This window comes from Thermus thalpophilus, from assembly GCF_022760915.1.
Taxonomy (GTDB): Bacteria; Deinococcota; Deinococci; order Deinococcales; family Thermaceae; genus Thermus; species Thermus thalpophilus.
The window spans coordinates 17,762-41,707 of the sequence record NZ_JAKTNS010000021.1 but is presented as its reverse complement, the minus strand read 5'-3'; the positions used below and the strand labels follow the sequence as shown (position 1 = coordinate 41,707).

The following is a 23,946-nucleotide window of genomic DNA, read 5'->3' as shown; positions in this document are numbered from 1 at the left end:
GGAGTGGTCCCCACATTTTTACTCGTCCAGTCTCACATGTGTCTGTCCGGGTTCATAATGGACCCGGTGCGGAAGTGGCGCCTAGAAGCCCTTATTTTGCCTTTGCTCAAAGAGCCAAGGTCCTTGGAAGAACTGCATTCGGCTCTTGGGCTCCTTTACCCGGGCCTGCGCAAGGCTACCCTCTTCGCCCTCCTCGTTCGGCTTAAGCGGCAGGGAAAGGTGCTTTACCAGGAAGGCCGCTTTTTAGCGAGGGAAAGCGCGGAGCCAGACCCTTAGCCCGTCGCTGAGCTGGACTTCAAACTGGCTCCCGGGAGCCAGGCCTTCCAAGGGGAATAGGGCTTCTCCCGCTGGGTGGAAGAGGGTGAGGGCGGTGCGCGTTCCGTCTTCCGCCACGTGGAAGAGGGCTAAGCTTAGGGCTCCCCGGGCCCTCACCCGCAGCCAAGACCCCTCCTCTTGAATCTCCACTTCAGGTTCCCCTTGAGGCGCGAGGGGGGCGGACACTTCCCCAAGAAGCCTTCCCTCCCGGTAGAGGCCCAGGCGGGCGTAGGGCTTCGGCGGGGCCTTGGCCTGGAAGTGGAGGATGCCCTCGGAGTTCCGCAGGACATACACGGGAAGCTCAAGATCGTCCAACCGCAGGCGGTAGGAAGAGGGTGCCCCCTCGGGGTTTGCCCGAAGGAGGAGGGGGGGATTGAAGACCACCCGTCCATCCTGGATGCGTCCCGAGAAAAGCAAGCCTGGTTCGGGGAGGCTTTGGGGCAGGGGTGGGGTTTGTTCCAGGAAGCTTTGCGCCCCTTCGTAGGTGTAGTCGGAGATCCACTGAGGCCCGCAGTAGCTCATGAGGTCGTACCGCTCGCTGGGGTCCCGTAGAGTTCCAGTGGCAAGGTCATAGCCCCAAGTGCCGATCTTGCCTTCCGGGTAGGGATAGTTGGGGTCGCCCGAGGTGCCGCAAGGGGCGTGCTTGCGCCCAAAGTTGTGCCCAAGCTCGTGGGCCATGACCAGAGGGGCGGAGGTGGGGTAGTCCCAGCCCGTGGCCACCGGATAGCCGATGTACCCGATGCCCGCTATGCCTGAGGTGTAGGTAACCCGCACAAAGCCATAGTAGTAACGGCCGCTTCCATCCGCTTGGCGCAAAACCCCGAGCTCGTCCAAAAGCCGGGCCCAGGCCTCCACATCGGTAGCGCCTAAGGTTCCGGAAAAAACGTACGGCGCTCGCGTGGAAAAGCTCACGTCCTTCAAGGGCCAGACCCTCCACAACGTTTCTCGGAAATCGGGTATTGTGGGTGTCTGGCCCTGGTGGACCACGGGGACCGCGGTGAGGTGCAAAAGGGTTCCCGCGCCCACCGCCGGCGTAAGGGAGAGGAAATTGTCTTGCTCGTTGCTTTCCGAGACCTCGCCGGAGGGGTCCACCCGGAGCTCCACCCGAAGCCCCGGGGCCACCCAAGAAGCGGGCAGGGTGGTGTTGCAGGTGGAGGACAGGTCGCTTTGTAGGGTGGCGGTGGGGATGGGGTTGGGGCAAGAGAAGGTAAGGTTGCCCTGGAACGTGTTGTTAAGGTAGACCGCACCCACAAGCGGCGTGCCGAGGGATACCGGGGTGGGGTCTGCCCTGAGGTGTACTCGCAAGAGGGCGGGTTTTCCGGCCACCAGGCGTAGGTTCTCCTTGAGCACCGTCTGGCCCCACTCGCTTTTGGCGATGGAAAGATTGGCATTGGCGGTGGGGGCTTGGGTGACGGTGAGGGTCAGGGCAGCTTCTCGGGTCAGGTTTCCCCCGGTTCCGCGAAGGAAGAGGTTGTAGGTGCCCGGGGGTAAGGAGGGGGAAGCTTTAAGCTCCAGGTTCGGCGCCGAGGGGACGGGGGTGGAGGTGGGGGAGAGGGCCACCGCGGGGAAGGGGTTTTTATTGGCGTCTACAAGGCTTAGGTTGATGGACCCCGCATATGTGCCGGAAACCACGAGCCGCACGTAGACAGCGCCTCCTTGCACAACAGAGAGGGCCGAGCTTTCCAGGGCCAGCGCAAAGTCTCCGCTTGGGGCCTGGCTCACGGTGAGGCTGAGATCGGCTTCCCGGGAGGTACCGCCGCCCTGGGCCAAAACCTTCAGGGGGTAGATGCCCGGGGCCACGCTTTGTCCCACGGCGAGGGTCAGGACCTGTTGGACGGGGTTTGCGCCTGTCACCTGGAGCGTGGTGGGGCTGAGGGTGACCCCGCTTGGGGCGTTCAGGAGGTTGAGGCTAACGGTGCCGGAGAAGCCGCCTGTGGGGGTGAGGGTGAGGGTGGTCTGCCCTTGCTTCCCCTGCTGTATCACGAGGCTAGCGGGTCTCAGGTTTACGGCAAAATTTCTCGTGGGGGTCTGCTGGCAGGAAACCAGCACGAGGACCAGGCTCAGGGCGAGTGGTGTTGCTAGCCGAGCCATTTCTCCCACCCTAGCAGGTGGAGGGGGAAAGGGGATGAGAGGGTGCTATCCTGAACCTTAATGCGGCCGGGGCTTTCCGCAAAAAGGCTGGTGGTCAAGGTGGGAAGCGCGGTCCTGGCGGGGCCTGGGGGGCTGGACCTAGGCGTCATGGCCGAGCTCGCCCGCCAGGTTTTAGCCCTGAAGGCGGCGGGGCGGGAGGTGGTCCTGGTCTCCTCCGGGGCGGTGGCGGCGGGGATGTCGGCCACGGGGCTTCCCCGCCCCCAGGACATGCCCTTAAAGCAGGCCCTCGCCGCCATCGGCCAACCCCTTCTCATGGCCGCCTGGCGGGAGGCCTTTCGGGGGGTTCCCGTGGCCCAGGTTCTGCTGACGGCGGAGGACTTGGCCTCCCGGGAACGCTACCTGAGCGCCAAGGCCACCCTGAAGGCCCTTTTGGACCTGGGGGCCATCCCCGTCATCAACGAGAACGACACCGTGGCCTTCCAGGAGATCCGCTTTGGCGACAACGACCAGCTTTCCGCCCGGGTGGCGGCCTTGGTGGAGGCGGGGCTTCTTCTCCTCCTTTCCGACGTGGACGCCCTATACGAGGAGGACCCGAAGCAAAACCCCGAGGCCAAGCCCATCCTCGAGGTGCAAGACCCCGCTTCCGCTCTGCGGCACGCCGGGGAGGGCAACCCCTTGGGAAGCGGGGGCATGCGCTCCAAGCTCCTCGCCGCCCGGCTTGCGGGGCGGGTGGGCATCCCCACCCTTCTTCTGCCCGGGAGGCGGCCCGGGGTCCTCGTGGAAGCCTTGGAGGGGAGGGCGCTTGGCACCTACTTCCACGCCCAAAGGCGCTACCGGGGGCAAAGGGCCTGGCTTTACGGCCTCCTGCGCCCCAAGGGGGAGCTCGTTTTGGACCAAGGGGCGGTGCGGGCCCTGAAGGAGCGGGGGGCAAGCCTCCTTCCCGCCGGGGTCAAGGAGGTGCGGGGGCGGTTTGGCCGGGGCGAGGCGGTGCGCCTCCTCGCCGAGGGGGGGGAGGAGGTGGGGGTGGGGCTTGCCAACTACGCCGCCGAGGAGATCGCCCGGATCAAGGGGCGAAAGAGCAGCGAGATTGAGGCCATCTTGGGCTACCGCTACACCGAGGAGGTGGTCCACCGGGACCACCTGGCTCTAAAGGAGGAAGCATGACCTTGGGGTTGAGGGAACTGGCGGAAAGGGCGAAGGCCAAGTTGCCCCTCCTCGCCAAGGGGAGGCGGGACGAGGCCCTTTTGCGCATGGCGGCGCTTCTTTCCGAGCGCTGGCCGGAGGTGCTACGGGCCAACCAGATGGACCTGGAGGAGGCGGAAAGGGCGGGGCTTTCCAAGGCCAAGCTGGACCGGCTCGTCCTAAGGGAGAAGGACCTGAGGACCCTCACGGAGGGCCTCAGACAGATCGCCGCCCTCCCTGACCCCCTGGGCCGGATTGAGGGCATGAGCAAGCGGCCCAATGGCCTTAGGGTGGGCCGGATGCGGGTGCCCTTGGGCCTTATCGGCTTCATCTACGAGGCGCGCCCGGGGGCCACGGTGGAGGCGGTGGCCGTGGCCTTGAAGGCGGGAAACGCCATGCTCCTAAGGGGCGGCAAGGAGGCCTTCCGCTCCAACCGGGCCTTGGTGAGCCTCTGGCACGAGGCCTTGCGGGAAGCGGGGCTTCCCGAGGAGGCGGTCTCCCTGGTGCCCACCACGGACCGGGAGGCCATTTTGGAGATGTGCCGCCTGGAGCTTTTGGACCTCCTCATCCCGAGGGGAGGGGAGGAGCTCATCCGCCTGGTGCAGAAAGAGGCCCGGGTGCCCGTCCTGGCCCACGCCAAGGGGGTGAACCACCTCTATGTGGACAAGAGGGCGGACCTCGCCATGGCCCTAAAGCTTGCCCTTAACGGCAAGACCCAGCGCCCCGCGGTGTGCAACGCCCTCGAGGCCGTTTTGGTCCACAAGGAGGTGGCGGAGGCCTTCCTGCCCCGCTTGGAAGCGGCCATGCGGGAAAAGGGGGTGGAGCTCCGCGCCTGCCCCAAGGCGCTTCCCCTCCTCAAGGAGGCGGTGCCCGCAAGGGAGGAGGAGTGGGACCAGGAGTACCTGGATCTCATCCTCCGGGTCAAGGTGGTTTCCGGTCTGGAGGAGGCCCTGGCCCACATCGCCCGCCACGGCTCCCGGCACACGGAGGCCATCTGCACGGAAGACCCCAAGGCCGCCTGGCGCTTCTTGGAGGAGGTGGACGCCTCCTTGGTCCTTTGGAACGCCTCCACCCGCTTCAACGATGGTTTTGAGCTAGGCCTGGGGGCGGAGATCGGCATCAGCACCTCCAAGCTCCACGCCTACGGCCCCATGGGCCCCCTAGAGCTCACCACCTTGAAGTGGGTGGCCCTGGGGGAGGGGCAGGAGAGGGCTTAGGCGTTCCCATGGGCGGGGAAAGGGGGTGGGCGGTCCGGGCCCTTGGGGAGGTGGGCCGTTACGGGGAGGTCCAAGCTGCGGTCTACCGGGGCCTTGGGGCGCTGGACCCGGAGGGGGTGGTGTTCCCTGTTTAGGCGGCTCTTGGCCCTCTACACCGAGGCCCACGTTCCTTTCTTCGCCGCCGCCCTCGCCTACTACGCCCTTCTCTCCCTCATGCCCCTTCTTTTCCTCCTGGTGGGGGTTTTTGGCCTGGTATTGGCGGGGAACCCCCTTTGGCAAAAGGAGCTCCAGGAAGCCCTGGAGGGGCTCACCTTGTCCCTTTTCCCCGCCCGGCCCGAGCTCGCCCAGGACCTCCTCCGCTTCCTTTCGCAAAGCGCCTTTCCCCTCACCCTGGGAAGCGGCCTCCTTTTCCTTTGGTCCGGGAGCAACTTCTTCGCCGCCCTGAGCTACGCCTTGGGCCTCCTCTTCGGCCGGCCCCCGGGGGTGCGTCACCGGCTTTTAGGCCTTTTCATGCCCTTTCTCCTCGGCCTCGCCCTCATCCTCCTCTCCCTTTTGGGGTTGGGCCTGGGCTTTGTCCTCCGCTACCTGCCCCCGGCCTGGCGGGGCCTTTTGGGGCCTTTGGAGCTCCTCCTACCCCTCTTTGCCGCCTTTTGCCTCTTCCTTCTGACCTACGCCTTTTTCCGCGGGGTGCGGGGCCTACGGGACTTCCTTCCCTTGAGCGCCGGGGCGGGGATAGCGGCCCTCCTCTTTGAGGGGGTGCGGCTCGGATTGCCGAAGCTCCTTCCCCGCTCCCAGTACGAGCTCCTCTACGGGCCCCTGGCGGGGTTTGTCCTGGCCCTTTTGGGGCTTTACCTGGTCCTCCTCTCCCTCCTCCTCGGGGCCTTGGTGGCCCGGGTCCTCGAGGACTAGCGCCTTTCTCCCAGGACGCAAAAAGGGGTAGGATGGACTCATGCGTCCGGCCAGGCTAGCCCCCTAAAGGGAAGGGGCCTGGCCGTCCCTTCCCTTCGGGGGAGGGGTTTTTTTGAGGAGGCGAAGATGGAAAAGTACAACCCCCACGCCATAGAGCCCAAGTGGCAACGCTTTTGGAAGCAGAAGGGCTTCATGAAGGCCAAGGAGGTCCCGGGGAAGCGGGGCAAGCAGTACGTCCTCGTCATGTTCCCCTACCCCTCCGGGGACCTGCACATGGGCCACCTGAAGAACTACACCATGGGGGACGTCCTCGCCCGCTTCCGCCGGGTGCAGGGCTACGAGGTCCTCCACCCCATGGGCTGGGACGCCTTCGGCCTGCCGGCGGAGAACGCCGCCTTGAAGTTCGGCGTCCACCCCCGGGACTGGACCTACCAGAACATCCGCCAGGCCAAGGAGAGCCTGGAGCTCATGGGCATCCTTTACGACTGGGACCGGGAGGTGACCACCTGTGAGCCCGACTACTACCGCTGGAACCAGTGGATCTTCCTCAAGATGTGGGAGAAGGGCCTGGCCTACCGGGCCAAGGGCCTTGTGAACTGGTGCCCCAAGTGCCAGACGGTCCTCGCCAACGAACAGGTGGTGGAGGGGCGTTGCTGGCGGCACGAGGACACTTTGGTGGAAAAGCGGGAGCTGGAGCAGTGGTACCTGCGCATCACCGCCTACGCCGACCGGCTCCTTCGGGACCTCGAGGGCCTGGACTGGCCCGAGAAGGTGAAGGCCATGCAACGGGCCTGGATCGGCCGCTCGGAAGGGGCGGAGATCCACTTCCCCGTGGAGGGGCGCGAGGAGAGGATCACCGTCTTCACCACCCGCCCCGACACCCTCTTCGGGGCCACCTTCATGGTCCTGGCCCCCGAGCACCCCTTGACCCTGGAGCTTGCCGCCCCCGAGCGCCGGGAGGAGGTCTTGGCCTACGTGGAGGCGGCCAAGCGCAAGACGGAGATTGAGCGCCAGGCGGAAGGGCGGGAGAAGACGGGGGTTTTCCTGGGGGCCTACGCCCTTAACCCCGCCACCGGGGAGCGGATCCCCATCTGGACCGCCGACTACGTGCTCTATGGCTACGGCACCGGGGCCATCATGGCCGTGCCCGCCCACGACAGCCGGGACTACGAGTTCGCCAAGAAGTACGGCCTCCCCATCAAGAAGGTGATTGAACGCCCCGGCGAGCCCCTTCCCGAGCCCCTGGAGGGGGCCTACGAGGAGCCGGGCATCATGGTGAACTCCGGCCCCTTTGACGGCACGGAAAGCGAGGAGGGCAAGCGGAAGGTCATTGCCTGGCTGGAGGAAAAGGGCTTGGGTAAGGCCCGCATCACCTACCGCCTGCGGGACTGGCTCATCAGCCGCCAGCGCTACTGGGGCACCCCCATCCCCATGGTCCACTGCCCCACCTGCGGCGTGGTGCCGGTGCCCGAGGAGGAGCTTCCCGTCCTCCTCCCCGACCTCAAGGACGTGGAGGACATCCGCCCCAAGGGGAAAAGCCCCCTGGAGGCCCACCCCGAGTTCTACGAGACCACCTGTCCCCAGTGCGGCGGCCCCGCCAAGCGGGACACCGACACCATGGACACCTTCTTTGACAGCTCCTGGTACTACCTCCGCTACGCGGATCCCAAGAACGAACGCCTCCCCTTCGCCCGGGAGAAGGCGGACTTCTGGATGCCGGTGGACCAGTACATCGGCGGGGTGGAGCACGCCGTCTTGCACCTCCTCTATAGCCGCTTCTTCACCAAGTTCCTCCACGACCTGGGCATGGTGGGGGTGGAGGAGCCTTTCCAGGGCCTCTTCACCCAGGGCATGGTCATGGCCTGGACGGACTTCGGGCCCGTGGAGGTGGAAGGGGACCGGGTGCGCCTCCCCGAGCCCACCCGCATCCAGCTGGAGATTGGGGAAAACGAGCTTTCCCTGGAGGACGTGAGGAAGATGGGGGCTGAGCTCAGGCCCCACGAGGACGGCACCCTCCACCTCTGGAAGCCGGCGGTAATGAGCAAGTCCAAGGGCAACGGGGTCATGGTGGGGCCCTTTGTCAAGGAGGAGGGGGCGGACATCGCCCGCATCACCATCCTCTTCGCCGCCCCCCCCGAGAACGAGATGGTCTGGACCGAGGAGGGGGTGCAGGGGGCCTGGCGCTTCCTGAACCGGGTGTGGCGGCGGGTGGTGGAGGACCAGGAGGCCCTTTTGGCCATCTCGGGCCAGTTCCAGGCGGAGGCTTTGGAGGGGGAGGACAAGGCGCTTTACGGGAAGCTCCACGAAACCCTTAAGAAGGTGACGCAGGACCTCGAGGCCCTCCGCTTCAACACCGCCATCGCCGCCCTCATGGAGCTCTTGAACGCCCTCTACGAGTACCGCCGCAAGCGCCCCGTGACCCCCGTCTACCGCACCGCCATCCGCTACTACCTGCAGATGCTCTTTCCCTTCGCCCCCCACATCGCCGAGGAGCTTTGGCACCGCTTCTGGCCCGATAGCCTCTTTGAGGCGGGCTGGCCCGAGCTGGACGAAAGCGCCCTGGAGCGGGACGTGGTGGAGGTGGCGGTACAGGTGAACGGAAGGGTGCGGGGCACCATCAGGATTTCCAAGGATGCCCCCTTGGAGGTGGCCCTGGCGGAGGCCAAGAAGGTGCCCAACGTCCAGGCGCACCTGAAGGGCAAGGAGGTGATGAAGGAGATCTACGTGCCGGGGAAGATCCTCAACCTGGTAGTGCGCTAAGGGCAAGGCTTAGCCGGGTGGGCACCACCTGGGCCACCTCGCCCTGGGTGGGGGTGAGGAAGAGGCCCTCCCCCGGGGTGTGGGCCAAAAGCCGCCCGTAGGCTAGGAAAAACCCCTCGGGGTCCAGGAGGCCGTAAAGCCTTTCCGGCTCAGGGGGAAAGGAAAGGGGCAGGACCCTGGGCCTCGCCTCCCGGAAGTGGGCGAGGAGACGCTCCAGGCGGTTTTGCCGGCGCGCCCTTGGGCTTTTCCGTCTCGCCTCGGGCAAGGGGGGTACTGGGCGCACCTTGAGGTCCCGGCGCCAGGCAAAGGCCTGGTGGAGGGCCTCTGAGCCCAGGATGAGGATCTCCGCCGGGCGCAAGGCCTCCGCCTGGAGGAGGCGGAACTCCGGGTCCAAAAGGCCGTCCGTGTCCGCCACCGCAGGGCTTCCCCGGGGGATGAGGCGGGCTAAGCGCAAGGCCCCCACCACCGCCCGGGCCGTGAGGCCAGCGGGGGAGGTGGCCCCCAGGAGGTAGCGGCGCACCGGGGTGAGGGTGCCTTCCCGGTAGCGGAAGAGGGTGAAGGTGCCGGGCAAGGCCCCTTGCCCCGGGTCCAGGTCCAGGAGGTAGGCTTCCCCAAGCTTCTCCAAAAGCCTGTGGGCCAAGGTGGTCTTGCCCACGTCCGTGGGGCCCAGGAGGAGGAGCACGAGGAAAACTCTAGCACGCCCCTGTGTCCTGACGCCTTTTTGCTACCTCGCAAGAAAGTGATATACTTGGCCCACCATGGAGCTCTGGTTTGAGGAGACGCGGGAGGAGCGGCAGGTCCTGGGGCCTTTCCGGGAGTTCTTGAAGGCGGAGGTGGCCCCGGGGGCGGCGGAAAGGGACCGCACGGGGGCTTTCCCCTGGGACCTGGTGCAGAAGATGGCGGCCTTTGGCGTCTTCGGGGCGGTGGTGCCCGAGGCCTATGGGGGGGCGGGGCTTTCCACCCGCCTTTTCGCCCGCATGGTGGAGGAGATCGCCTACCACGATGGCTCCCTGGCCCTCACCGTGGCGAGCCACAACTCCTTGGCCACGGGGCACATCCTCCTGGCGGGGGACGAGCGGCAAAAGGAGACCTTCCTTCCCAAGCTGGCCTCGGGGGAGCTCCTTGGGGCCTGGGGCCTCACCGAACCCGGCTCGGGTTCGGACGCGGCGGCGCTCAAAACGCAGGCAAGGAAGGTGGAGGGGGGCTTTGTCCTCAACGGCACCAAGCAGTTCATCACCCAGGGGAGCGTGGCCGGGGTCTACGTGGTCATGGCCCGCACCGACCCCGCTCCAAGCCCGGAGAGGAAGCATCTGGGCATCTCCGCCTTCGCCTTCTTCCGCCCCGAGAAGGGCCTAAGGGTGGGCCGCAAGGAGGAGAAGCTCGGCCTAAACGCCTCGGACACGGCCCAACTCCTTCTGGAAGACCTGTTTGTGCCCGGGGAGGGGCTTTTAGGGGAAAGGGGGAAGGGCTTTTACGATGTCCTCCGGGTCCTGGACGGGGGGCGGATCGGCATCGCCGCCATGGCCGTGGGTTTGGGGCGGGCCGCCCTGGACTACGCCCTGAGGTACGCCAAGGAGCGGGAGGCCTTCGGCCGGCCCATTGCCGAGTACGAGGGGGTGTCCTTCAAGCTGGCGGAGGCGGCCACGGAGCTGGAGGCGGCGCGGCTTCTTTACCTCAAGGCGGCGGCCCTCAAGGATGCCGGGCGGCCCTTTGCCCTCGAGGCCGCCCAGGCCAAGCTCTTCGCCAGCGAGGTGGCGGTGCGGGCCTGCGACGAGGCCATCCAGGTTCTTGGGGGCTACGGCTACATCAAGGACTACCCCGTGGAACGCTACTGGCGGGACGCCCGCCTCACCCGCATCGGCGAGGGGACGAGCGAGATCTTGAAGCTCGTCATCGCCCGGCGTCTTCTAGAAGCGGTGTGAAGGTGAGGGACTGGGGGGCCTTGAGGGCGAGCTGTCCGCAGGCCGCCCCCACGTCCTGCCCGCGGCTGAAGCGGATGGAGGTGGGCACCCCCAGGCGCTTTAGCTCCTCGGCGAAGGCCAAAATCCCCGCCTTGGGCGTCCCCTCCACCGGGGCCCCTTCCCAAGGGTTAAAGGGGATGAGGTTCACGTGGGCGCTGATTCCCTTGAGGAGCCTGGCCAGAAGCCGCGCCTGCCAGGGGTGGTCGTTGATGCCCTTAAGAAGGGTGTATTCAAAGGTCACCCGCCGCTTGGTCTTGGCGTAGTAGTGGCGCACCGCCTCCATGATCTCGGCTATGGGGTAGCGGTGGGCCGTGGGGATGATCTTCCGCCGCGTCTCGTCGTCGGGGGCGTGGAGGGAGAGGGCGAGCCGTATTCCCAGGTCCTCCTCCGCCAGGCGGTAAATCCCCCGGGGGATGCCCACGGTGGAGAGGGTGATGCGCCTCGGGCTCATGGCGAGGCCTTTGGGGTGGAGCATGACCCGCACCGCCTTCAGGACCTGGGCGAGGTTTAAGAGGGGTTCCCCCATACCCATGAGGACCACGTTGCGGATCTCCCGGGGGGAGATGCCCTGGTGGTGGGCGATGGCGAGGAGTTGGTCCAGAATTTCCGCCGCGGTGAGGTTGCGGCCAAAGCCCAAGGCCCCGGTGGCGCAGAAGGTGCACCCGGCGGGGCAGCCCACCATGCTGGAAAGGCAGACGGTCTTGCGGTTGGGGTAGGGCATGTAGACCGCCTCGGTCTTCTTGCCGTCCAGGAGGGTGAAGAGATACTTGACGCTCCCGTCCTTGCTCGGGTAGGCCTCCACCAGGGAGAACTCCGAGATGCGCCACGCCTGGGCCAAGGCTTCCCGCAGGGCTTTGGGCAGGTCCGTCATCTCGGCGAAGTCCCGCACGCCCCGGGCATAAAGCCAGTGGGCGATCTGGGCCTTGCGAAATCCCTCGCCGGGGAGTTCTTCCGGGGATAATTCTAGGATTGGCTTCATGCGACTCCCTCGTAGATGGCCTCGAGGCCGAGGGTTCCCTCCAAGCAAGGAAGGGTGAAGGCCTCCTTGAGGGTTTCTTCCCGGAAACCCTCCGGGGTTCTTCGGTAGAGGACACCTCCCCGTCCCTCGCTTTCCAGGATCAGGTAACCCTGGAGGCTTGGCAGGCTGAGGTAGCGGGAGCGCTTTTCCCTTTTGTCTTGGGCTTCCGTGCCCCGGGAGAGCACCTCCACAACCAGGCAGGGGGCGGTCTCGTAAAGGGGGTGGGCTTTGGGGCCGCACACCACCATGACGTCCGGGTAGTAGAAAGTGTCTTCGGAAAGCTTAAGCCGGGCGGTTTCGCTATAGACCCTGCAGCCCTTGGCCCGGGCCAGCGGCTTTAGAAGGGCTACCAGATTGGTGACGATGAGGTTGTGGTCCAGGCTGGCCCCGGCCATGGCGTAGGGGTAGCCCCCCAGGAGTTCATGCCGGATGGGGCTCTCTTCCTCCAGGGCCAGGTACTCCTCCTCGGTGAGGGGGTGCAGGGCCCGCTCGGTCATCCCCCCATTATAGCTAGCGGAGGCGGCCGTAGCCCAAAAGGAGCCCAACCAGAAGGAGGAGGAGTCCCAAGGGCCTGGGCCTGGCCAGAAGGCCCAGGAAGCCACCAAAGAGGAGAAGACCAAGCCCCACCCGGCCCCTTCCTTCCCGGAAGGCCCTCCCCGCCAAGAAGCCCAGGAGGAGGGGAAGGGCGAAGAGGACGAGGAGGAGAAAGCCCGCCAGGAGGGTGAAGGAGGTCAAAGGCGGTGCTCCTCCGGGGCGGAGCCCTCCACCCAGAAGCTCCCGTCCTGGCGGTACTCTTTTTTCCAGACGGGGAGGATCTCCTTCACCCGGTCAATGGCGTACTGGCAGGCGGCGAAGGCCTCCTTGCGGTGCCGGGCCGAGACCACGATGGCGATGGAGGCTTCCCCCGGGCCCACCCGGCCCAGGCGGTGCCAGAGGGCCACCCGGCCCAAGGGCCACCGCTCCCGCATCTCGGCGACCACCTGGGCCATGACCTTTTCCGCCATCCCCGGGTAGGCCTCGTACTCTAGGTAGGCCACCTCCTCCCCCCGGTTGGGGCTCCGGGTGGTGCCCAGGAAGCTCACCACCGCCCCGTACTCGGGGGCCGTGGCCCAGTCCACCAGGGCCTTTAGGTCCAAGGGGCCCTGGGTGAGGCCGAAGGAGTCCTGGCCCCCGGACACGGGGGGCAAAAAGGCCACCTCGTCCCCTTCTTTTAAAGGGGTTTCCGCCCCGGCGAGGGCCTGGTTCACCGCCGCCATGCCCCCGGAGAGGGAAAGGCCGGGGAAAAGCCTTTCTAAAGCCTCCTTCGCCTCCTGGACCCGGGCCCCTTCCGGCAGGTCCAAGGGAAGGCGGTCCGTTCCCGCCCGTTCCCGGTACAGGGCGAAGAGCCTCACCTCAACCCGCATGGCCCCCAGTATAGACCTGGGAAAGGCCCAGGGCCACGGAGAGGGCCTCGGGGTAGCGCATGCGCATGGGACCGATGAGGGTGAGCTCCCCGAGCCACTCCCCCTTCTGGAAGCCCGCCTGCACCTGGGCCAGCCCCTCCACCTCCCCCACGCGCACGTCCACCCGGCCCGGGGGGGTGAGGACCTCCCCGTCCTCGGCCTCGTAGAGCCTAACTAGGCGTTCCAGAAAGCCCGGATCTTGGGCCTCGGGCTCCTTTAGGGCCTCGGCGAGCCCTTCCCGGTAGGAGAGGGAAAGCCCCACCTTTAGGGCCCGGACCAGGTGGGCGAAGAGGTCTTCTAAACCTCTGGGAGGCGGGGGGAGCTCGGAAAAGGGCCCCGCCAAGACCGCCTCCGCCTCCCTAAGCCGCTCGGGGGAAAGAGCGAGGGGAAACCGCGCCTCCCTTACCCGCCCCCCCTCCAGAACGAAGACGGCCAAGGTGCCCTCGCCCAAGGAGGAGAGGTGGACCTGGAGCACCTTGGGGGTCTTGCGGGGCCGGAGGCGCAGGAGGGCAGGGTAGCCGGAAAGCCCCACCGCCACCTTCACCAAGAAGGCCTCGGGCTCCTTGGCCCCAGAAAGGGCCCGCTCCAGGCGCTCCCGGACGCTTTCGGGCAGGGGTTTGGGGGGGAGGAGGGAGAGGGAGTACTGGCGGAAGCCCTGCCGGGTGGGCACGCGGCCGGCGGAGGCGTGGGGCTTGGTGAGGTAGCCCATCTCCTCGAGGGCGATGAGCTCGTAGCGGGCCAGGGCGGGGGAAAGCCCAAGCCCCTCGGCCAGCCTGGCCGAGGGCACCGGGGCTTGGGTCTTGATGTATTCCTCCACCAAGAGGTGAAGGATGGCCCGCTGCCGCGCCGTCACACCCTTATTTTACCGGGGTGACCGCCGCCTCGTCCTCTTCCCCGGTGCGGATGCGGTAGACCTTCTCCACCGGGATCACGAAGACCTTGCCGTCCCCCACCTCCCCGGTGCGGGCCGCCTTGAGGATGGCCTCCACCGTGGGCTTGACGAAGGGTTCGGAAACCCCGATCTCCAGGCGCACCTTCTCGTGGAGCTCCATCTTCACCGTGGTGCCCCGGTAGGTTTCCACCTTTTCCGTTTCCCCGCCGTGCCCCTGGACCCGGCTCAGGGAAAGCCCCCGCACCTCGGCCCGGAAGAGGGCTTCTAGGACCTCTCCCAGCTTCTCCGGGCGGATGATGGCCACGATGAGCTTCATGCTTTACCTCCCAGGGGCTTGAGGGCGGGCGGGGAAGCCTCGGAGAGCACCAGAATGGCCCCTTCCCCGCTGGCGTAAGCCTCTTCCCCGTGTTGGGTCACGTCCAGACCCAAGCCCTCCTCCTTGGGGCTTGCCCGCAAGGGGGTGAGGAGGGCCACGAGCTTTAAGAGGACAAAGGTGCCCAAGGCGGAGTAGCCCACCGCGGCCAGGACCGCCAACGCCTGGACGCCGAGCTGGGCGGGGTTGCCGAAGAGGAGGCCATCCGCCACCCCGTTCCAGGCCTTTTCCGCCAGGACCCCCGTGAGGAGGGCGCCGGTGATGCCCGCCAGGCCATGGGCTCCGAAGACGTCCAGGGAGTCGTCCAGGCGGGTTCTCGGCCGGTAGAGGAGGAAGAAGTAGCTGGGTAAGGCGGAAACCGCCCCCAGGAGCAAGGCGGAAAGGGGCGAAATGAGGCCCGCCGCTGGGGTGATGGCCACCAGGCCCACCACGATGGCCGTGGCCAGGCCCACCGCCGTGGCCTTGCCCGTGCGCAGGAGGTCTAGAAGGGTCCAGACGGCCAGGGTGGCCGCGGGGGCCAAGAGGGTGTTGACGAAGGCCAAGGCCGCCGCCTCCCCCGAGGCCAGGGCGCTACCCCCGTTGAAGCCGAACCAGCCAAACCAGAGGAGCGCCGCCCCCAGGAGGACGAAGGGCACGTTGTGCGGCAGGATGGCCTGCCGCCCGTAGTCCTTGCGGGACCCCAGGACCAAGGCCCCCACCAAGGCGGCGATACCGGCGTTGATGTGCACCACGGTTCCCCCGGCGAAGTCCAGGGCCCCCAAGGCTCCCAAAAACCCCCCACCCCAGACCCAGTGGGCCAAGGGGGCGTAGACCAAAAGCCCCCACAGGGTGAGGAAGAAGAGGAGGGCGGGAAAGCGCATCCGTTCCACCAAGCCTCCCGTTAAGAGGGCGGCGGTGATGATGGCGAAGGTGCCCTGGAAGGCCATGAAGAGGAGGTGGGGGATCTCCCCCTTGGCCGCCAGGTCCACGCCCCTTAGCAGGGCGTGGCCCAAGCCTCCAAGCCAGGGGCTTCCCTCGGCGAAGGCCAGGCTGTAGCCCAAAAGGGCCCAGCCCACCCCCACGAAGCCCAAGGCGGCGAAGCTCATCATCATGGTGTTCAAGGCGTTCTTGGAGCGCACCAGCCCCCCGTAGAAGAAGGCCAAGGCCGGGGTCATGAGGAGGACCAGGGCGGTGGACACCAGCATCCACGCCGTGGCCGCCTTGTCCACGCCTTCCGCCCAAGCCAGCCCTGAAAGCCCGATCACCACCAATCCCCAGAAGGTCCTGTGCCTTTGCATGGCCACCCCCTCGAGGGTGAGGCTAGCACCCGGGATGCATATTGTCAAGTAAGAGTTGTACATTTAGCCAAGACTTTTGGTACAAGAAACGCAAAAGAAAGCCAATACGCGCGTGATGTCAATCTAAAGATGCGCATATGTCAAGAGAATGTTTTACACTATGCAATCCCGCATCCCTGCCCCCGGTTCCCGTCCCGCTAAACTGGGCCCCGTGACGTGGGAAGAGCTACTTGAGCGCCTGGCGCAGGGGCAAGACGAGCGCACGGTGTTCTTGCCCCCAGACCTTTCCCCCGAGGAGCTCGCCCGCCACGCCGCGGGCCTGGCCAACCACAAGGGCGGCACCCTTTTCCTGGGGGTCAGCCGGGAGGGGAACGTCCTTGGAGCCTCGGACATCCACCCCCTCCAGGTCACCCACGCCCTCTTTGAGCTCACCCAGGGCCTTCTTTTGCCCTACGTGGAGGCGGTGGAGGGGCCTATGGGAAGGGTTTTGGCCCTGCACGTGCCGCAAAGCCCAGCGGCCATCGCCGTGGGGGCGGGGCGGGTGCCCTTTTGGAACGGGCAGCGCCTCACCGAGCTCCGCATGGGCCAGGCCCTGCCCGAGCCCGACTTCACGGCCCAGGTCCTGCCAGCGGCGAGCCTTTCCGATCTGGACCCGGTGGAGGTCTTGCGCCTGCGGCGCATCCTGGAGGAGCGGGGAAGCGCCTTGGCCGCCCTGCCCGATCTGGAGCTCCTCTTTGCCCTTGGGCTTTTGGAGCGGGTGGAGGGGGAGGCGAGGCCCACGGTGGCGGGGCTTCTCCTGGCCGGGACCCCCCTGGCCTTAAGGCGGCTTCTGCCCCAGGCGGAGGTGAGTTACTACTTCCACGAGGAGGAGGAGGGGTATAGCTTCCGGGAAGACCTCCTCAGGCCCATCCCCGCCCTATTGGAGCGGCTTCGGGACCTCATCCAGGCCCGGAACCGGGTGCGCTACCTCACCGTGGGCCTATTCCGTATAGAGGTTTGGGACTTTGACCAGGAGGTCTACCGGGAAGCCCTCCTGAACGCCCTGGTCCACCGGGACTGGCAGAGTAGGGACGCCATCCAGGTCCACCACCACCGGGACCGCTTGGAGATCTCCAACCCCGGGGGCTTTCCCCCAGGCATCACCCCGGAAAACGTCCTGCGCCACCCCCCCAAGCGGCGCAACCCCCGCCTGGCGGAGGCCCTGTACCGCCTGGGCTACGTGGAGCGGGCGGGAAGCGGGGTGGACAAGATGTACCGCCTCCTCCTCAAGCACGGCAAGGAGCCCCCGGAGTACCGGCTTTACCCCGAGGCCCTAACCCTCATCCTCTACAACCCCGAACTGGACGAAGCCTTTGTGCGGGAGCTCGCCGAGGCCCAGGAGCGCTTCGGGGCCTTCAGCCTGGACCACCTCATCGCCGTGGGCCACCTGAGGCGGGTGGGGGAGGCCACCTTGGCGGAGCTCGCCCGGGCCTTGCAGCTTTCCGAGGAGGCGAGCAAGAAGGTGCTCGCCCGCATGGAGCGCATGGGCCTTTTGCGCAAGGAAGGGGGGCGGTACCACCTGGCCCGGCGGGACCCCTTGGCGGAGCGGGCCCTGGCGTTTTTGGCCACCCCCCGGTCCAGGCGGGAGGTGGAGGCCCACCTGGGCCTGCGCCCTAGGGCCGCCTTGGCCTTGCTGAACCGGCTCCTCCGCGAGGGGCGGGCGGAGCGGGTGGGCCGGGGTGCGGCCACCCGGTACCGGAGGCGGTGATGGTCCACCTGGTCCTTTACCAGCCGGAAATCCCCCAGAACGTGGGGAACATCGCCCGCACCGCCGCCGCCTTGGGGTGGCCCCTGCACCTCATCCGCCCCTTGGGCTTTCTCCTTTCCAGCCCTAAGCTCAGGCGGGCGGGGCTGGACTACTGGCCCCATGTGGACCTCCGGGTCCACGACGATTGGGCGGCCTTCCTCGCCTCCCTCCCCCCTTCCGCCCGGGTGTGGGCCTTCAGCGCCCGGGCTGGGAAGGACCTTTACCACGCCCGTTTTCGGGAGGGGGACTACCTCCTCTTCGGACCCGAAACCCGGGGGCTTCCGGATGCGGTGCTGGCCCAGTTTCCCTCCCTCAAAATCCCCATGCCGGGGCCGGTGCGCTCCCTCAACCTGGCGGTGGCCGTGGGGGTGGCGGCCTACGAGGCCTACCGCCAGCTCCAGAGCCCTTAGGGGAGGAGGCGGCCTTGCAAAAAGGCTTGGGTCCTAGGGTCCTTGGGGTTTTGGAAGAAGGCCTTGGCCTCCCCTTCCTCCACCACCTGGCCCAGGTAGAGGAAGACCACCCGCTTTGCCAGCCGCTTAGCCTGGAAGAGGTCGTGGGTGGCGAGGATCACCGCCCGCCCCTCCAGCGCCGCCTCGGCGAGGAGGGCCTCCACCTGGGCGACGTTGGCCGGGTCCAGGCTGGCGGTGGGTTCGTCCAGAAGGAGGACCTCGGGCTCCACCAAAAGGGTGCGGGCCAGGGCTAAGCGCACCGCTTCCCCGCCCGAGAGGAGGTGGGCGGGCTGGCGCGCCTTTTCCGCCAAGCCCACACGCGCCAACAACCTTCGCGCCCGCTCCCAGGCCTCCCGCTTGGCCACGCCCTGGAGGCGGAGGCCAAAGGCGGCGTTTTCCAAAACACTCCGCCGCAGGAGGGGCGGGGCCTGGGGCAGGTAGGCGGCACGCCCCCCCTCCACCCGGCCTCGCTCGGGTTGGAAGAGGCCCGCAAGAAGGCGGAGCAGGGTGGTCTTGCCGCTACCCGAGGGGCCTAGGACCGCCAGGATCTCCCCGGGGTAGACCTTAAGGTCTTCCACCTCCAGGCGAAACGTCCCGTGGCGGTGGAAAAGCCCCTTGGCCCAAAGCACTGGCCTCATTCCCGCTCCAGGATAACGAGAAGCCCGGTGACCAAAAGGGCAATGCCCATAAGGACCATCCCCAAGGCCAACGCCGCCTCCAACTCCCCTTTGCGGGTTTCCACCACAATGGCGGTGGTGAGAACCCGGGTGTGGTGGCGGATGTCCCCACCCACCAGGGTGGCCGCCCCCACCTCGCTGATGGCCCCGCCAAAGCCCGCGGCCAAGGCAGCGGCCAGGGTGCGGCGGCTTTCCCAAAAGAGGGTGGGGAAGACCTGGGCCTCCGTGCCGCCCAGGCTCCGCACCAAAAGGCGCACCTCCTCCACCCGGGCCCGGGCCCCGGAAAGGACAAAGGCGGCGATGAGGGGGAAGGCCAGGATGGCCTCCGCCAGGACCATGGCGTAGGGGGTGTAGAGGAGGCCGAGGAAGCCCAAGGGCCCGGAGCGGGATAGGAGGAGGTAGAGGAAAAGCCCCACCACCACAGGGGGCAGGGCCATGCCCGCATAGAGGAGCATCCGTCCCCAGGCCCCGCCCCCGCCCCGGAGGGCGAGCCAAAGCCCCAGGGGGACGGCGGGGAGCGCCGCAAGGAGCGTGGCCACCCCCGCCACCCAGAGGCTCCGCCAGGCGATCTCCCAAAGCTCAGCGGCTTCCACCTGGAGGAAGGATACACCGCCCCCGGAGGGGCTGGAAAAGGCTTTGCCCCTCCACCTTTAGGCCTGCGGTGAGCCGGGCCGCCTCCTCGGAGGCCAAGAAGGCCCGAAGCCGCCTGGCCTCCTCAGGGTTTTTCCCCTTGAGGGCCACATAGTAGCTGTACTGGTTGATAAGTAGAGGGTCGCCCCGTTCGTAAAGGGCAACCAGGCCCCTCTTTTTCCCCACGGTGAGGTAGGTGGCCAAATCGGAGAGGGTGTAGGCTCCTTTTTCCGCCGCCAGGACCAAGGTCTGGCCCATGCCCGCCCCCGACTCCAGGTACCAGGGGGGGGTCGGGGTGACGCCTGCCTCCTTCCAGAGGGCGAGTTCCTTGACGTGGGTGCCCGAGCGGTCCCCCCGGGAAACGAAGGGGGCTTGGGTCTTGGCGATCTGCCGCAGGGCCTCCAGGACGGTGGGGGCTTCCCGCACCCGGGCGGGGTCTTCCGGTGGCCCCACCAGGAGGAAACGGTTTTGCGCTAGGCAGAACCCTTCGGCCAGGTGGCCTTGCCGCACCGCCTCCGCCTCGAGGTCCGGGGCGTGGACCAAGACGGCATCCACGTCCCCGCGGGCCGCCAAGGTCAGGGCTTGGCCCGTGCCCACCGCCAAGACCTCCACCTGGATCCCCGTGGCCTTCTGGAAGGGGGGAAGAAGCTGGTCCAAAAGCCCAGAATCGTAGACGCTGGTGGTGGTGGCCAGGCGCAGGGCCACCGCCAGGATAAAAAAGGGGAGAAGAAAGGCTCCGAGTCGCATAGACCTAAATATAGTTTAAGCTTTAAGAGGGGAGGATGTTGGAGGAGGCCTTGGCCCTCTGGCGGGAGGGGCGCTACTTTGAGGTGCACGAAGTTTTGGAAGCGGCCTGGCTTCGGGCAGAAGGGGAAGAAAAACGCTTTCTCCAAGGGCTTATCCTCCTCGCCGCCGCCCTGCACCAAAGGTCCTTGGGCAAAAGCGGCCAAAGAAACCTCAAGAAGGCGGAAGCCCGGCTAAAGGGCCTGCCAAACCCCTATAGGGGCGTGGACTGGCAGGCGCTTTTGGCGGAGGCCCGGCGTAGACTTGGGGCGTGAACGCTTGGGTTTACGCCTATCGCGGCGGGCTTGTGGAAAACCGCCACCGAGCTTCCCTGGTGGTCTTCGGCCGGGAAGGGGTTTTGGCCTATGCTGGGGAGCCGGGCCTTTGGGCCTACATGCGCTCCTCCGCTAAGCCCTTCCAGGCTTTGGCCCTTTACCTCACGGGGGCCGTGGAGCGCTTCGGCCTTGGGGAGGAGGAGGTGGCCTTGGCCACGGCGAGCCACGACGGCACCGAGGCCCACGTGGCGGTGGCCGCCCGCTTTCTCGCCAGGCTCGGCCTGGGTCCGGAGCACCTGGTCTGCGGGGTCCACCCTCCCTTTTCCAGGGAGGCCCGGAAGGCTCTGGAAGGGGCAGGGCTTTCCCCAACCCCCCTCCACCACAACTGCTCGGGCAAGCACGCCGGCATGCTGGCCGCCGCCTTGGCCATGGGGGCGCTTCCGGAGGGCTACCACCTGCCCGACCACCCGGTGCAGCTTCTGAACCGCAAAACCCTTAAAGACCTTTCGGGGACCGAGCCCCTTTACGCCACCGACGGCTGCAGCGTTCCCACCTTCGCCCTGCCCCTTTCCCGGGCGGCGCGAGCCTTTTATTTTTTGGCGGCCCCGGAAGAGGCCCCCGAAGGGTATGTGGAGCCTTTGAGGAAGGTGCGGGAGGCCATGCGCCGCCACCCCCACCTGGTGGCGGGGCCCGGAAGCATTGACACCTGGCTCATGGAGCGGCTTCCGGTGGTGGCCAAGCGGGGGGCGGACGGCTACTATGGCCTGGCCCTTTTGGAAAGCCCCAAGGGGCCTTTGGGTGTCGCCCTCAAGGTGGAGGACGGGGCTACCCAGGCCCGGGAGGTGCTGGTGGTGGCCCTCCTCCGGGCCTTGGGCCTGGACCCCGGTCCCACCCCCTGGGACCGCCCTGAGATCCGAAACCACCGGGGCCTGGTGGTGGGCCGCCTCGAGGCCCATCTGGCCTTAACCTGGCTCTGACCGGCGGAGGAGGCTTTGTACGCCTTCGGGTAAAGGCTCCTCCGGGAAAAGGGTCTTATGGCGCTGGGCTAAGTCTTGGAGCAAGGGGATAAGGCTCCTTTCCCGCAGGGCCTCGGGGTAAAGCTCCCGCATTTCGGCCAAAAGCCGTTCCCGGGCCAGATGCCGCGCCACGAGGAGCGCTTCCCCTTCCAGCCGGGCGGCCTGCCCCCGGCGTAGCCTTTCCGCCTCCTTACGCACGGCGGGGCTTTCCAGGAGGCGGCGGCAGGTGGGGCAGGGGTGGCGTTCGCTCGGGGCGCCGCAAATGGGGCAGGGGCTTCCCGTCTGGTGGGCGAAGAGGGCCAAGGCGGCCCGGGCCACCTTTTCCCGAAGCTCGGGCGGGGCTTCTTGGGCCAGCCTGATGGCCTGGCGCGCCGCCTCGGGGTTTTCCGGGGGCTTGGGGGGAGGCGGGGGCGGGGTTTCCAAGGGCCCCACCAGGAAGCGGATTTCCTCCACCACCCCGGGAAAGCGCTCCTGGTAGCGGCGGAGGAGGGCGAGGCGGCTATAGGCGAGGTGGTGGGCGGTGAGGGGGTCGGCCACCCGCACCAGCAGCGTGCCCCCCTCCAGGCCCACCGCCTCCGTGAGCCGGGCGAGCTCTTTGCCCACCACCTCCTTCCAGGCGGCGAGCACAAGCCCGCGCCGGAGCTTTTCCTTGCCCCCCGCCTTCTTCAGGGCCTCGGGCACCAGGTCCTTTAGCCGCCAGGGCATAGCACCACCCCTCCTTCCATGGTGCACACAAGGACGCCTTCCGGGGCCCAAAGCCCCGCCAAAACCGCCTGGGGAAGCCCTTGGGCGTAGGCCAGGACCGCCCGCCTTCGCGCCTCGTCCAGCTCCTCGCTCCACTCGTCCACCAGGAGGAGGGGCGCCTCCCCGTGGTGCTCCCAAAGGAGGCGGTGCTCCGCTAGCCGCAGGGCCAGGGCCAGGGCCTTGGCCTCCCCCCGGCTGGCGAAGCGGTGGGCGGGGCGGCCCGCCAGGAGGAAGACGAGGTCGTCCCGGTGGGGGCCCACCAGGGTCTGCCCCCGCTCACGCTCCTCTTCCCGCCGCTCGGCCAGCGCCTCCAGGAAGTTCCCCCGCACCGTTTCCTCCAGGGTAAGGCCCGCCTCGAGGGAAGCCAGGCTTCGGTGCACCTCCTGGAAAGTGGGCAGAAAACGCCGCACAAAACGGCGCCGCAAGGCCATGATCTCCTCCCCGTAGCGGGCGAGCTCCCGGTCCCAGGCCTGAAGGCCCTCCCCCCCCGCCTTAAGCAGGGCGTTCCGCTGCCTCAGGGCCTTCTCGTAGGCGGAAAGGAGGGCGGTGTAGCGGCGGGAAAAGCGCCCGATGAGCCGGTCCAGGAAGCCCCGACGCTCCTCCTTGGCTCCCAGGACCACCTCCACGTCCTCGGGGGAAACCAGCACCGAGCCGGGAAGCTCCCAAAGCGCCTTCAGGCTCACGGCTTTCTCGTTCAGGAAAACCATCCTTCCCTCGGGGGTAAGGCGCTGCTCCACCCGGAAGACCCCCAGCTCGGTTTCCACCTCGGCGAAGAGCCAGGCCTCCTCCTCCCCAAAGCGCACCAGGTCCCCCAAGGTGGCCCGCACCTCCCCCCCGAGCACGAGGTGGATGCCCCAAAGAAGCCCCGTCTTCCCCTGGGCGTTTCCCCCCACCAGGGCGAAGAGGCCCTGGGGCGGCCGGAAGGCGGAAAAGGCCAGGTTGCGGAAGTTCTTCTGCCGAAGGAGGAGAAGGCGCATCAGAGCTTTACCCGCCGGAAGAGGGCGGGGAGGAGGAGAAGGGAAAGCCCCAAAAGCCCCGCCCCAAGGAGGTAAGGGGCCTCGGGGGCCGTGCGGTATAGCCCGGTGCCTAAAATGGGCCCAAGCATCCGCCCCAGGGCCTGGGCGGCGCTATTTAACCCCGCCACGAGCCCCTGCTCCCCCTCCCCCACCGCCAGGGAAAGGGCCGCGGTCACCCCCGGTCCCGCCAGGGCCGCCCCCGCCCCCTGCAGGGCAAGGCCTAGAGCGAGGAGGGGAAAGGTGTGGGCCACCGCCAATAGGGAAAACCCCAAAATCCCCACGGGAAGCCCCAAAAGGAGGAGCGTCCTTGGGGGCCAAGCGAGCTTCCGCACCAAAACCCCCTGGATGAAGACCGCCACAAGCCCGTAGAGCACCAAGGCCATCCCCACCTTGCGGGCGGTTTCCACCCCACCCAGGCCCAAGCGGTCCTGGAAGTAAAAGGCGATGGTCTGCTCCAGGGCCACGCTGGAAAGGCTCAGGGCGAAGCCCAAGAGCAAAAGCGGGAAAACCCTCCCGTCCCATGGGGAAAGCCGCCCTTTGGGCGCTTCCCCTTGGGGGCGGGACTCGGGCAGGACCAGGGCCACGAAGAGGGCGTTGAAAAGGGCCAGGCCGCTAGCGAAGAAGACCGGGGCCAAGAGCCCAAAAACCGCGGCGAGCCCCGCCCCCAAGGCCGGCCCCAGGATCACCGCCAGGCCAAAGGCCGCCCCCAAAAGGGCCATGCCGGCGGTGCGGTTTTCCCTGCCCGTGACGTCCGCCACGTAGGCCTGGGCCGTGGGCAGGGTGGCGGAGCTAAAGGCCCCGCCCAGAAGCCGGGTTAGGAGAAGGAGGAGGAAGAGGAGGCCGGGGGAGAAGAACCCCTTTTGCCCCAGAAGGGCAAACAGGCCAAAGAGCAGGAAGCTGATGCCAAAGCCCAGGATGCCCAAAAGGAGGATGGGCTTGCGCCCGCGCTCGCTAAGCCTTCCCCATAAGGGGGAAAGGAGAAACTGCATGAGGGCATAGCCGGTGGAGAAAAGGCCCACCTGGACCTCGGTGAGCCCAAGCTCCCGCCCCAGGGGCCCCAAGATGGGAAAGAGGATGGAAAGCCCTAGGATGCTGTTGAAAAGGGTGAGGAAAAGGAGTCCGATAGGGGGCAT

Annotated in this window: 25 protein-coding genes; 10 read left to right on the top strand and 15 right to left on the bottom strand. The window is 67.2% G+C overall.

The genetic code is table 11. The annotated features are described in order from the left end of the window. Positions 1-243 precede the first annotated feature (243 nt). Positions 244-2,406: a M66 family metalloprotease gene (locus L0D17_RS08375; RefSeq protein WP_243094775.1), complete on the bottom strand. Its 2,163-nt coding sequence runs from the start codon at positions 2,404-2,406 to the stop codon at positions 244-246. A 60-nt stretch (positions 2,407-2,466) separates the two neighbouring features. Between L0D17_RS08375 and proB the strand changes: the two genes are divergently transcribed. The 5 genes from proB to leuS all read left to right on the top strand — a co-directional run bounded on the left by proB (position 2,467) and on the right by leuS (position 8,474). Then, positions 2,467-3,570 carry a glutamate 5-kinase gene (gene proB, locus L0D17_RS08370; protein WP_243094774.1) on the top strand — a complete coding sequence of 368 codons (1,104 nt, stop codon included), beginning with the start codon at positions 2,467-2,469 and terminating at the stop codon, positions 3,568-3,570. Next, a complete protein-coding gene (locus tag L0D17_RS08365; RefSeq protein ID WP_243094773.1) occupies positions 3,567-4,805 on the top strand; it encodes a glutamate-5-semialdehyde dehydrogenase in 1,239 nt (412 codons plus the stop codon). The genes proB and L0D17_RS08365 overlap by 4 nt, the downstream gene beginning before the upstream one ends. A gap of 8 nt (positions 4,806-4,813) precedes the next feature. Next, positions 4,814-4,939 (top strand): hypothetical protein, encoded by a 126-nt coding sequence (locus tag L0D17_RS13585; RefSeq protein ID WP_255347406.1) that lies wholly within the window; start codon positions 4,814-4,816, stop codon positions 4,937-4,939. Then, positions 4,932-5,714: a YhjD/YihY/BrkB family envelope integrity protein gene (locus tag L0D17_RS08360; RefSeq protein WP_243094777.1), complete on the top strand. Its 783-nt coding sequence runs from the start codon at positions 4,932-4,934 to the stop codon at positions 5,712-5,714. Before L0D17_RS13585 ends, L0D17_RS08360 begins: the two co-directional genes overlap by 8 nt. A gap of 126 nt (positions 5,715-5,840) precedes the next feature. After that, positions 5,841-8,474 carry a leucine--tRNA ligase gene (gene leuS, locus L0D17_RS08355; RefSeq protein WP_071676979.1) on the top strand — a complete coding sequence of 878 codons (2,634 nt, stop codon included), beginning with the start codon at positions 5,841-5,843 and terminating at the stop codon, positions 8,472-8,474. On the opposite strand, the gene L0D17_RS08350 is transcribed toward leuS, so the two are convergent. After that, positions 8,455-9,156, bottom strand: coding sequence for a Clp1/GlmU family protein (locus L0D17_RS08350; RefSeq protein ID WP_071676978.1), 702 nt, complete (start codon positions 9,154-9,156; stop codon positions 8,455-8,457). The two genes, leuS and L0D17_RS08350, sit on opposite strands and share 20 nt — an antisense overlap. Before the next feature lie 76 nt (positions 9,157-9,232). Between L0D17_RS08350 and L0D17_RS08345 the strand changes: the two genes are divergently transcribed. Continuing rightward, positions 9,233-10,396, top strand: a complete 1,164-nt coding sequence (locus tag L0D17_RS08345; RefSeq protein ID WP_243094772.1) for an acyl-CoA dehydrogenase family protein — start codon at positions 9,233-9,235, stop codon at positions 10,394-10,396. Here the strand turns inward: L0D17_RS08345 and rlmN are convergent. Genes rlmN through L0D17_RS08310 form a run of 7 tightly spaced genes read right to left on the bottom strand, consistent with a single transcriptional unit; the run spans position 10,365 to position 15,437 of the window. Next, positions 10,365-11,414, bottom strand: coding sequence for a dual-specificity RNA methyltransferase RlmN (gene rlmN, locus L0D17_RS08340; protein ID WP_243094771.1), 1,050 nt, complete (start codon positions 11,412-11,414; stop codon positions 10,365-10,367). The genes L0D17_RS08345 and rlmN overlap by 32 nt on opposite strands. Continuing rightward, a complete protein-coding gene (locus L0D17_RS08335; protein ID WP_039454916.1) occupies positions 11,411-11,950 on the bottom strand; it encodes a Uma2 family endonuclease in 540 nt (179 codons plus the stop codon). Before L0D17_RS08335 ends, rlmN begins: the two co-directional genes overlap by 4 nt. Positions 11,951-11,963: 13 nt before the next feature. Further along, positions 11,964-12,188 carry a hypothetical protein gene (locus tag L0D17_RS08330; RefSeq protein ID WP_039454918.1) on the bottom strand — a complete coding sequence of 75 codons (225 nt, stop codon included), beginning with the start codon at positions 12,186-12,188 and terminating at the stop codon, positions 11,964-11,966. After that, positions 12,185-12,856 carry a molybdenum cofactor biosynthesis protein gene (locus L0D17_RS08325; RefSeq protein WP_039454921.1) on the bottom strand — a complete coding sequence of 224 codons (672 nt, stop codon included), beginning with the start codon at positions 12,854-12,856 and terminating at the stop codon, positions 12,185-12,187. Before L0D17_RS08325 ends, L0D17_RS08330 begins: the two co-directional genes overlap by 4 nt. Continuing rightward, positions 12,846-13,748: an HrcA family transcriptional regulator gene (locus tag L0D17_RS08320; RefSeq protein ID WP_243094770.1), complete on the bottom strand. Its 903-nt coding sequence runs from the start codon at positions 13,746-13,748 to the stop codon at positions 12,846-12,848. Before L0D17_RS08320 ends, L0D17_RS08325 begins: the two co-directional genes overlap by 11 nt. A gap of 4 nt (positions 13,749-13,752) precedes the next feature. Then, positions 13,753-14,103 (bottom strand): P-II family nitrogen regulator, encoded by a 351-nt coding sequence (locus L0D17_RS08315; protein ID WP_039454925.1) that lies wholly within the window; start codon positions 14,101-14,103, stop codon positions 13,753-13,755. Next, a complete protein-coding gene (locus L0D17_RS08310; RefSeq protein WP_243094769.1) occupies positions 14,100-15,437 on the bottom strand; it encodes an ammonium transporter in 1,338 nt (445 codons plus the stop codon). The genes L0D17_RS08315 and L0D17_RS08310 overlap by 4 nt, the downstream gene beginning before the upstream one ends. A gap of 211 nt (positions 15,438-15,648) precedes the next feature. Between L0D17_RS08310 and L0D17_RS08305 the strand changes: the two genes are divergently transcribed. Both L0D17_RS08305 and L0D17_RS08300 read left to right on the top strand, forming a co-directional pair. Next, positions 15,649-17,184 (top strand): ATP-binding protein, encoded by a 1,536-nt coding sequence (locus tag L0D17_RS08305; RefSeq protein ID WP_243094768.1) that lies wholly within the window; start codon positions 15,649-15,651, stop codon positions 17,182-17,184. Then, a complete protein-coding gene (locus tag L0D17_RS08300) occupies positions 17,184-17,633 on the top strand; it encodes a tRNA (cytidine(34)-2'-O)-methyltransferase (RefSeq protein ID WP_243094767.1) in 450 nt (149 codons plus the stop codon). Before L0D17_RS08305 ends, L0D17_RS08300 begins: the two co-directional genes overlap by 1 nt. Here L0D17_RS08300 and L0D17_RS08295 read toward each other — a convergent pair. The 3 genes from L0D17_RS08295 to L0D17_RS08285 are packed head-to-tail and all read right to left on the bottom strand — an operon-like array spanning position 17,630 to position 19,726. Continuing rightward, the gene (locus tag L0D17_RS08295; RefSeq protein ID WP_243094766.1) at positions 17,630-18,310 is read right to left on the bottom strand and encodes an ATP-binding cassette domain-containing protein; all 681 of its coding nucleotides are present in this window, start codon (positions 18,308-18,310) and stop codon (positions 17,630-17,632) included. The two genes, L0D17_RS08300 and L0D17_RS08295, sit on opposite strands and share 4 nt — an antisense overlap. Then, a complete protein-coding gene (locus tag L0D17_RS08290; protein ID WP_039454936.1) occupies positions 18,307-18,942 on the bottom strand; it encodes an ABC transporter permease in 636 nt (211 codons plus the stop codon). The genes L0D17_RS08295 and L0D17_RS08290 overlap by 4 nt, the downstream gene beginning before the upstream one ends. Next, positions 18,929-19,726, bottom strand: coding sequence for an ABC transporter substrate-binding protein (locus L0D17_RS08285; RefSeq protein ID WP_243094765.1), 798 nt, complete (start codon positions 19,724-19,726; stop codon positions 18,929-18,931). Before L0D17_RS08285 ends, L0D17_RS08290 begins: the two co-directional genes overlap by 14 nt. 35 nt (positions 19,727-19,761) lie before the next feature. Here L0D17_RS08285 and L0D17_RS08280 point away from each other — a divergent pair, with 35 nt between their 5' ends. Next, on the top strand, positions 19,762-20,037 hold the full coding sequence (locus tag L0D17_RS08280) for a DUF309 domain-containing protein (protein WP_243094764.1): 276 nt from the start codon (positions 19,762-19,764) through the stop codon (positions 20,035-20,037). After that, the gene (locus tag L0D17_RS08275) at positions 20,034-21,014 is read left to right on the top strand and encodes an asparaginase (protein WP_243094763.1); all 981 of its coding nucleotides are present in this window, start codon (positions 20,034-20,036) and stop codon (positions 21,012-21,014) included. Before L0D17_RS08280 ends, L0D17_RS08275 begins: the two co-directional genes overlap by 4 nt. On the opposite strand, the gene L0D17_RS08270 is transcribed toward L0D17_RS08275, so the two are convergent. The 3 genes from L0D17_RS08270 to L0D17_RS08260 are packed head-to-tail and all read right to left on the bottom strand — an operon-like array spanning position 21,000 to position 23,946. Continuing rightward, a complete protein-coding gene (locus tag L0D17_RS08270; RefSeq protein WP_243094762.1) occupies positions 21,000-21,758 on the bottom strand; it encodes a DciA family protein in 759 nt (252 codons plus the stop codon). The genes L0D17_RS08275 and L0D17_RS08270 overlap by 15 nt on opposite strands. Then, positions 21,743-22,774, bottom strand: a complete 1,032-nt coding sequence (gene recF, locus L0D17_RS08265) for a DNA replication/repair protein RecF (protein WP_243094761.1) — start codon at positions 22,772-22,774, stop codon at positions 21,743-21,745. Before recF ends, L0D17_RS08270 begins: the two co-directional genes overlap by 16 nt. Then, on the bottom strand, positions 22,774-23,946 hold the full coding sequence (locus L0D17_RS08260) for an MFS transporter (protein WP_243094760.1): 1,173 nt from the start codon (positions 23,944-23,946) through the stop codon (positions 22,774-22,776). The genes recF and L0D17_RS08260 overlap by 1 nt, the downstream gene beginning before the upstream one ends.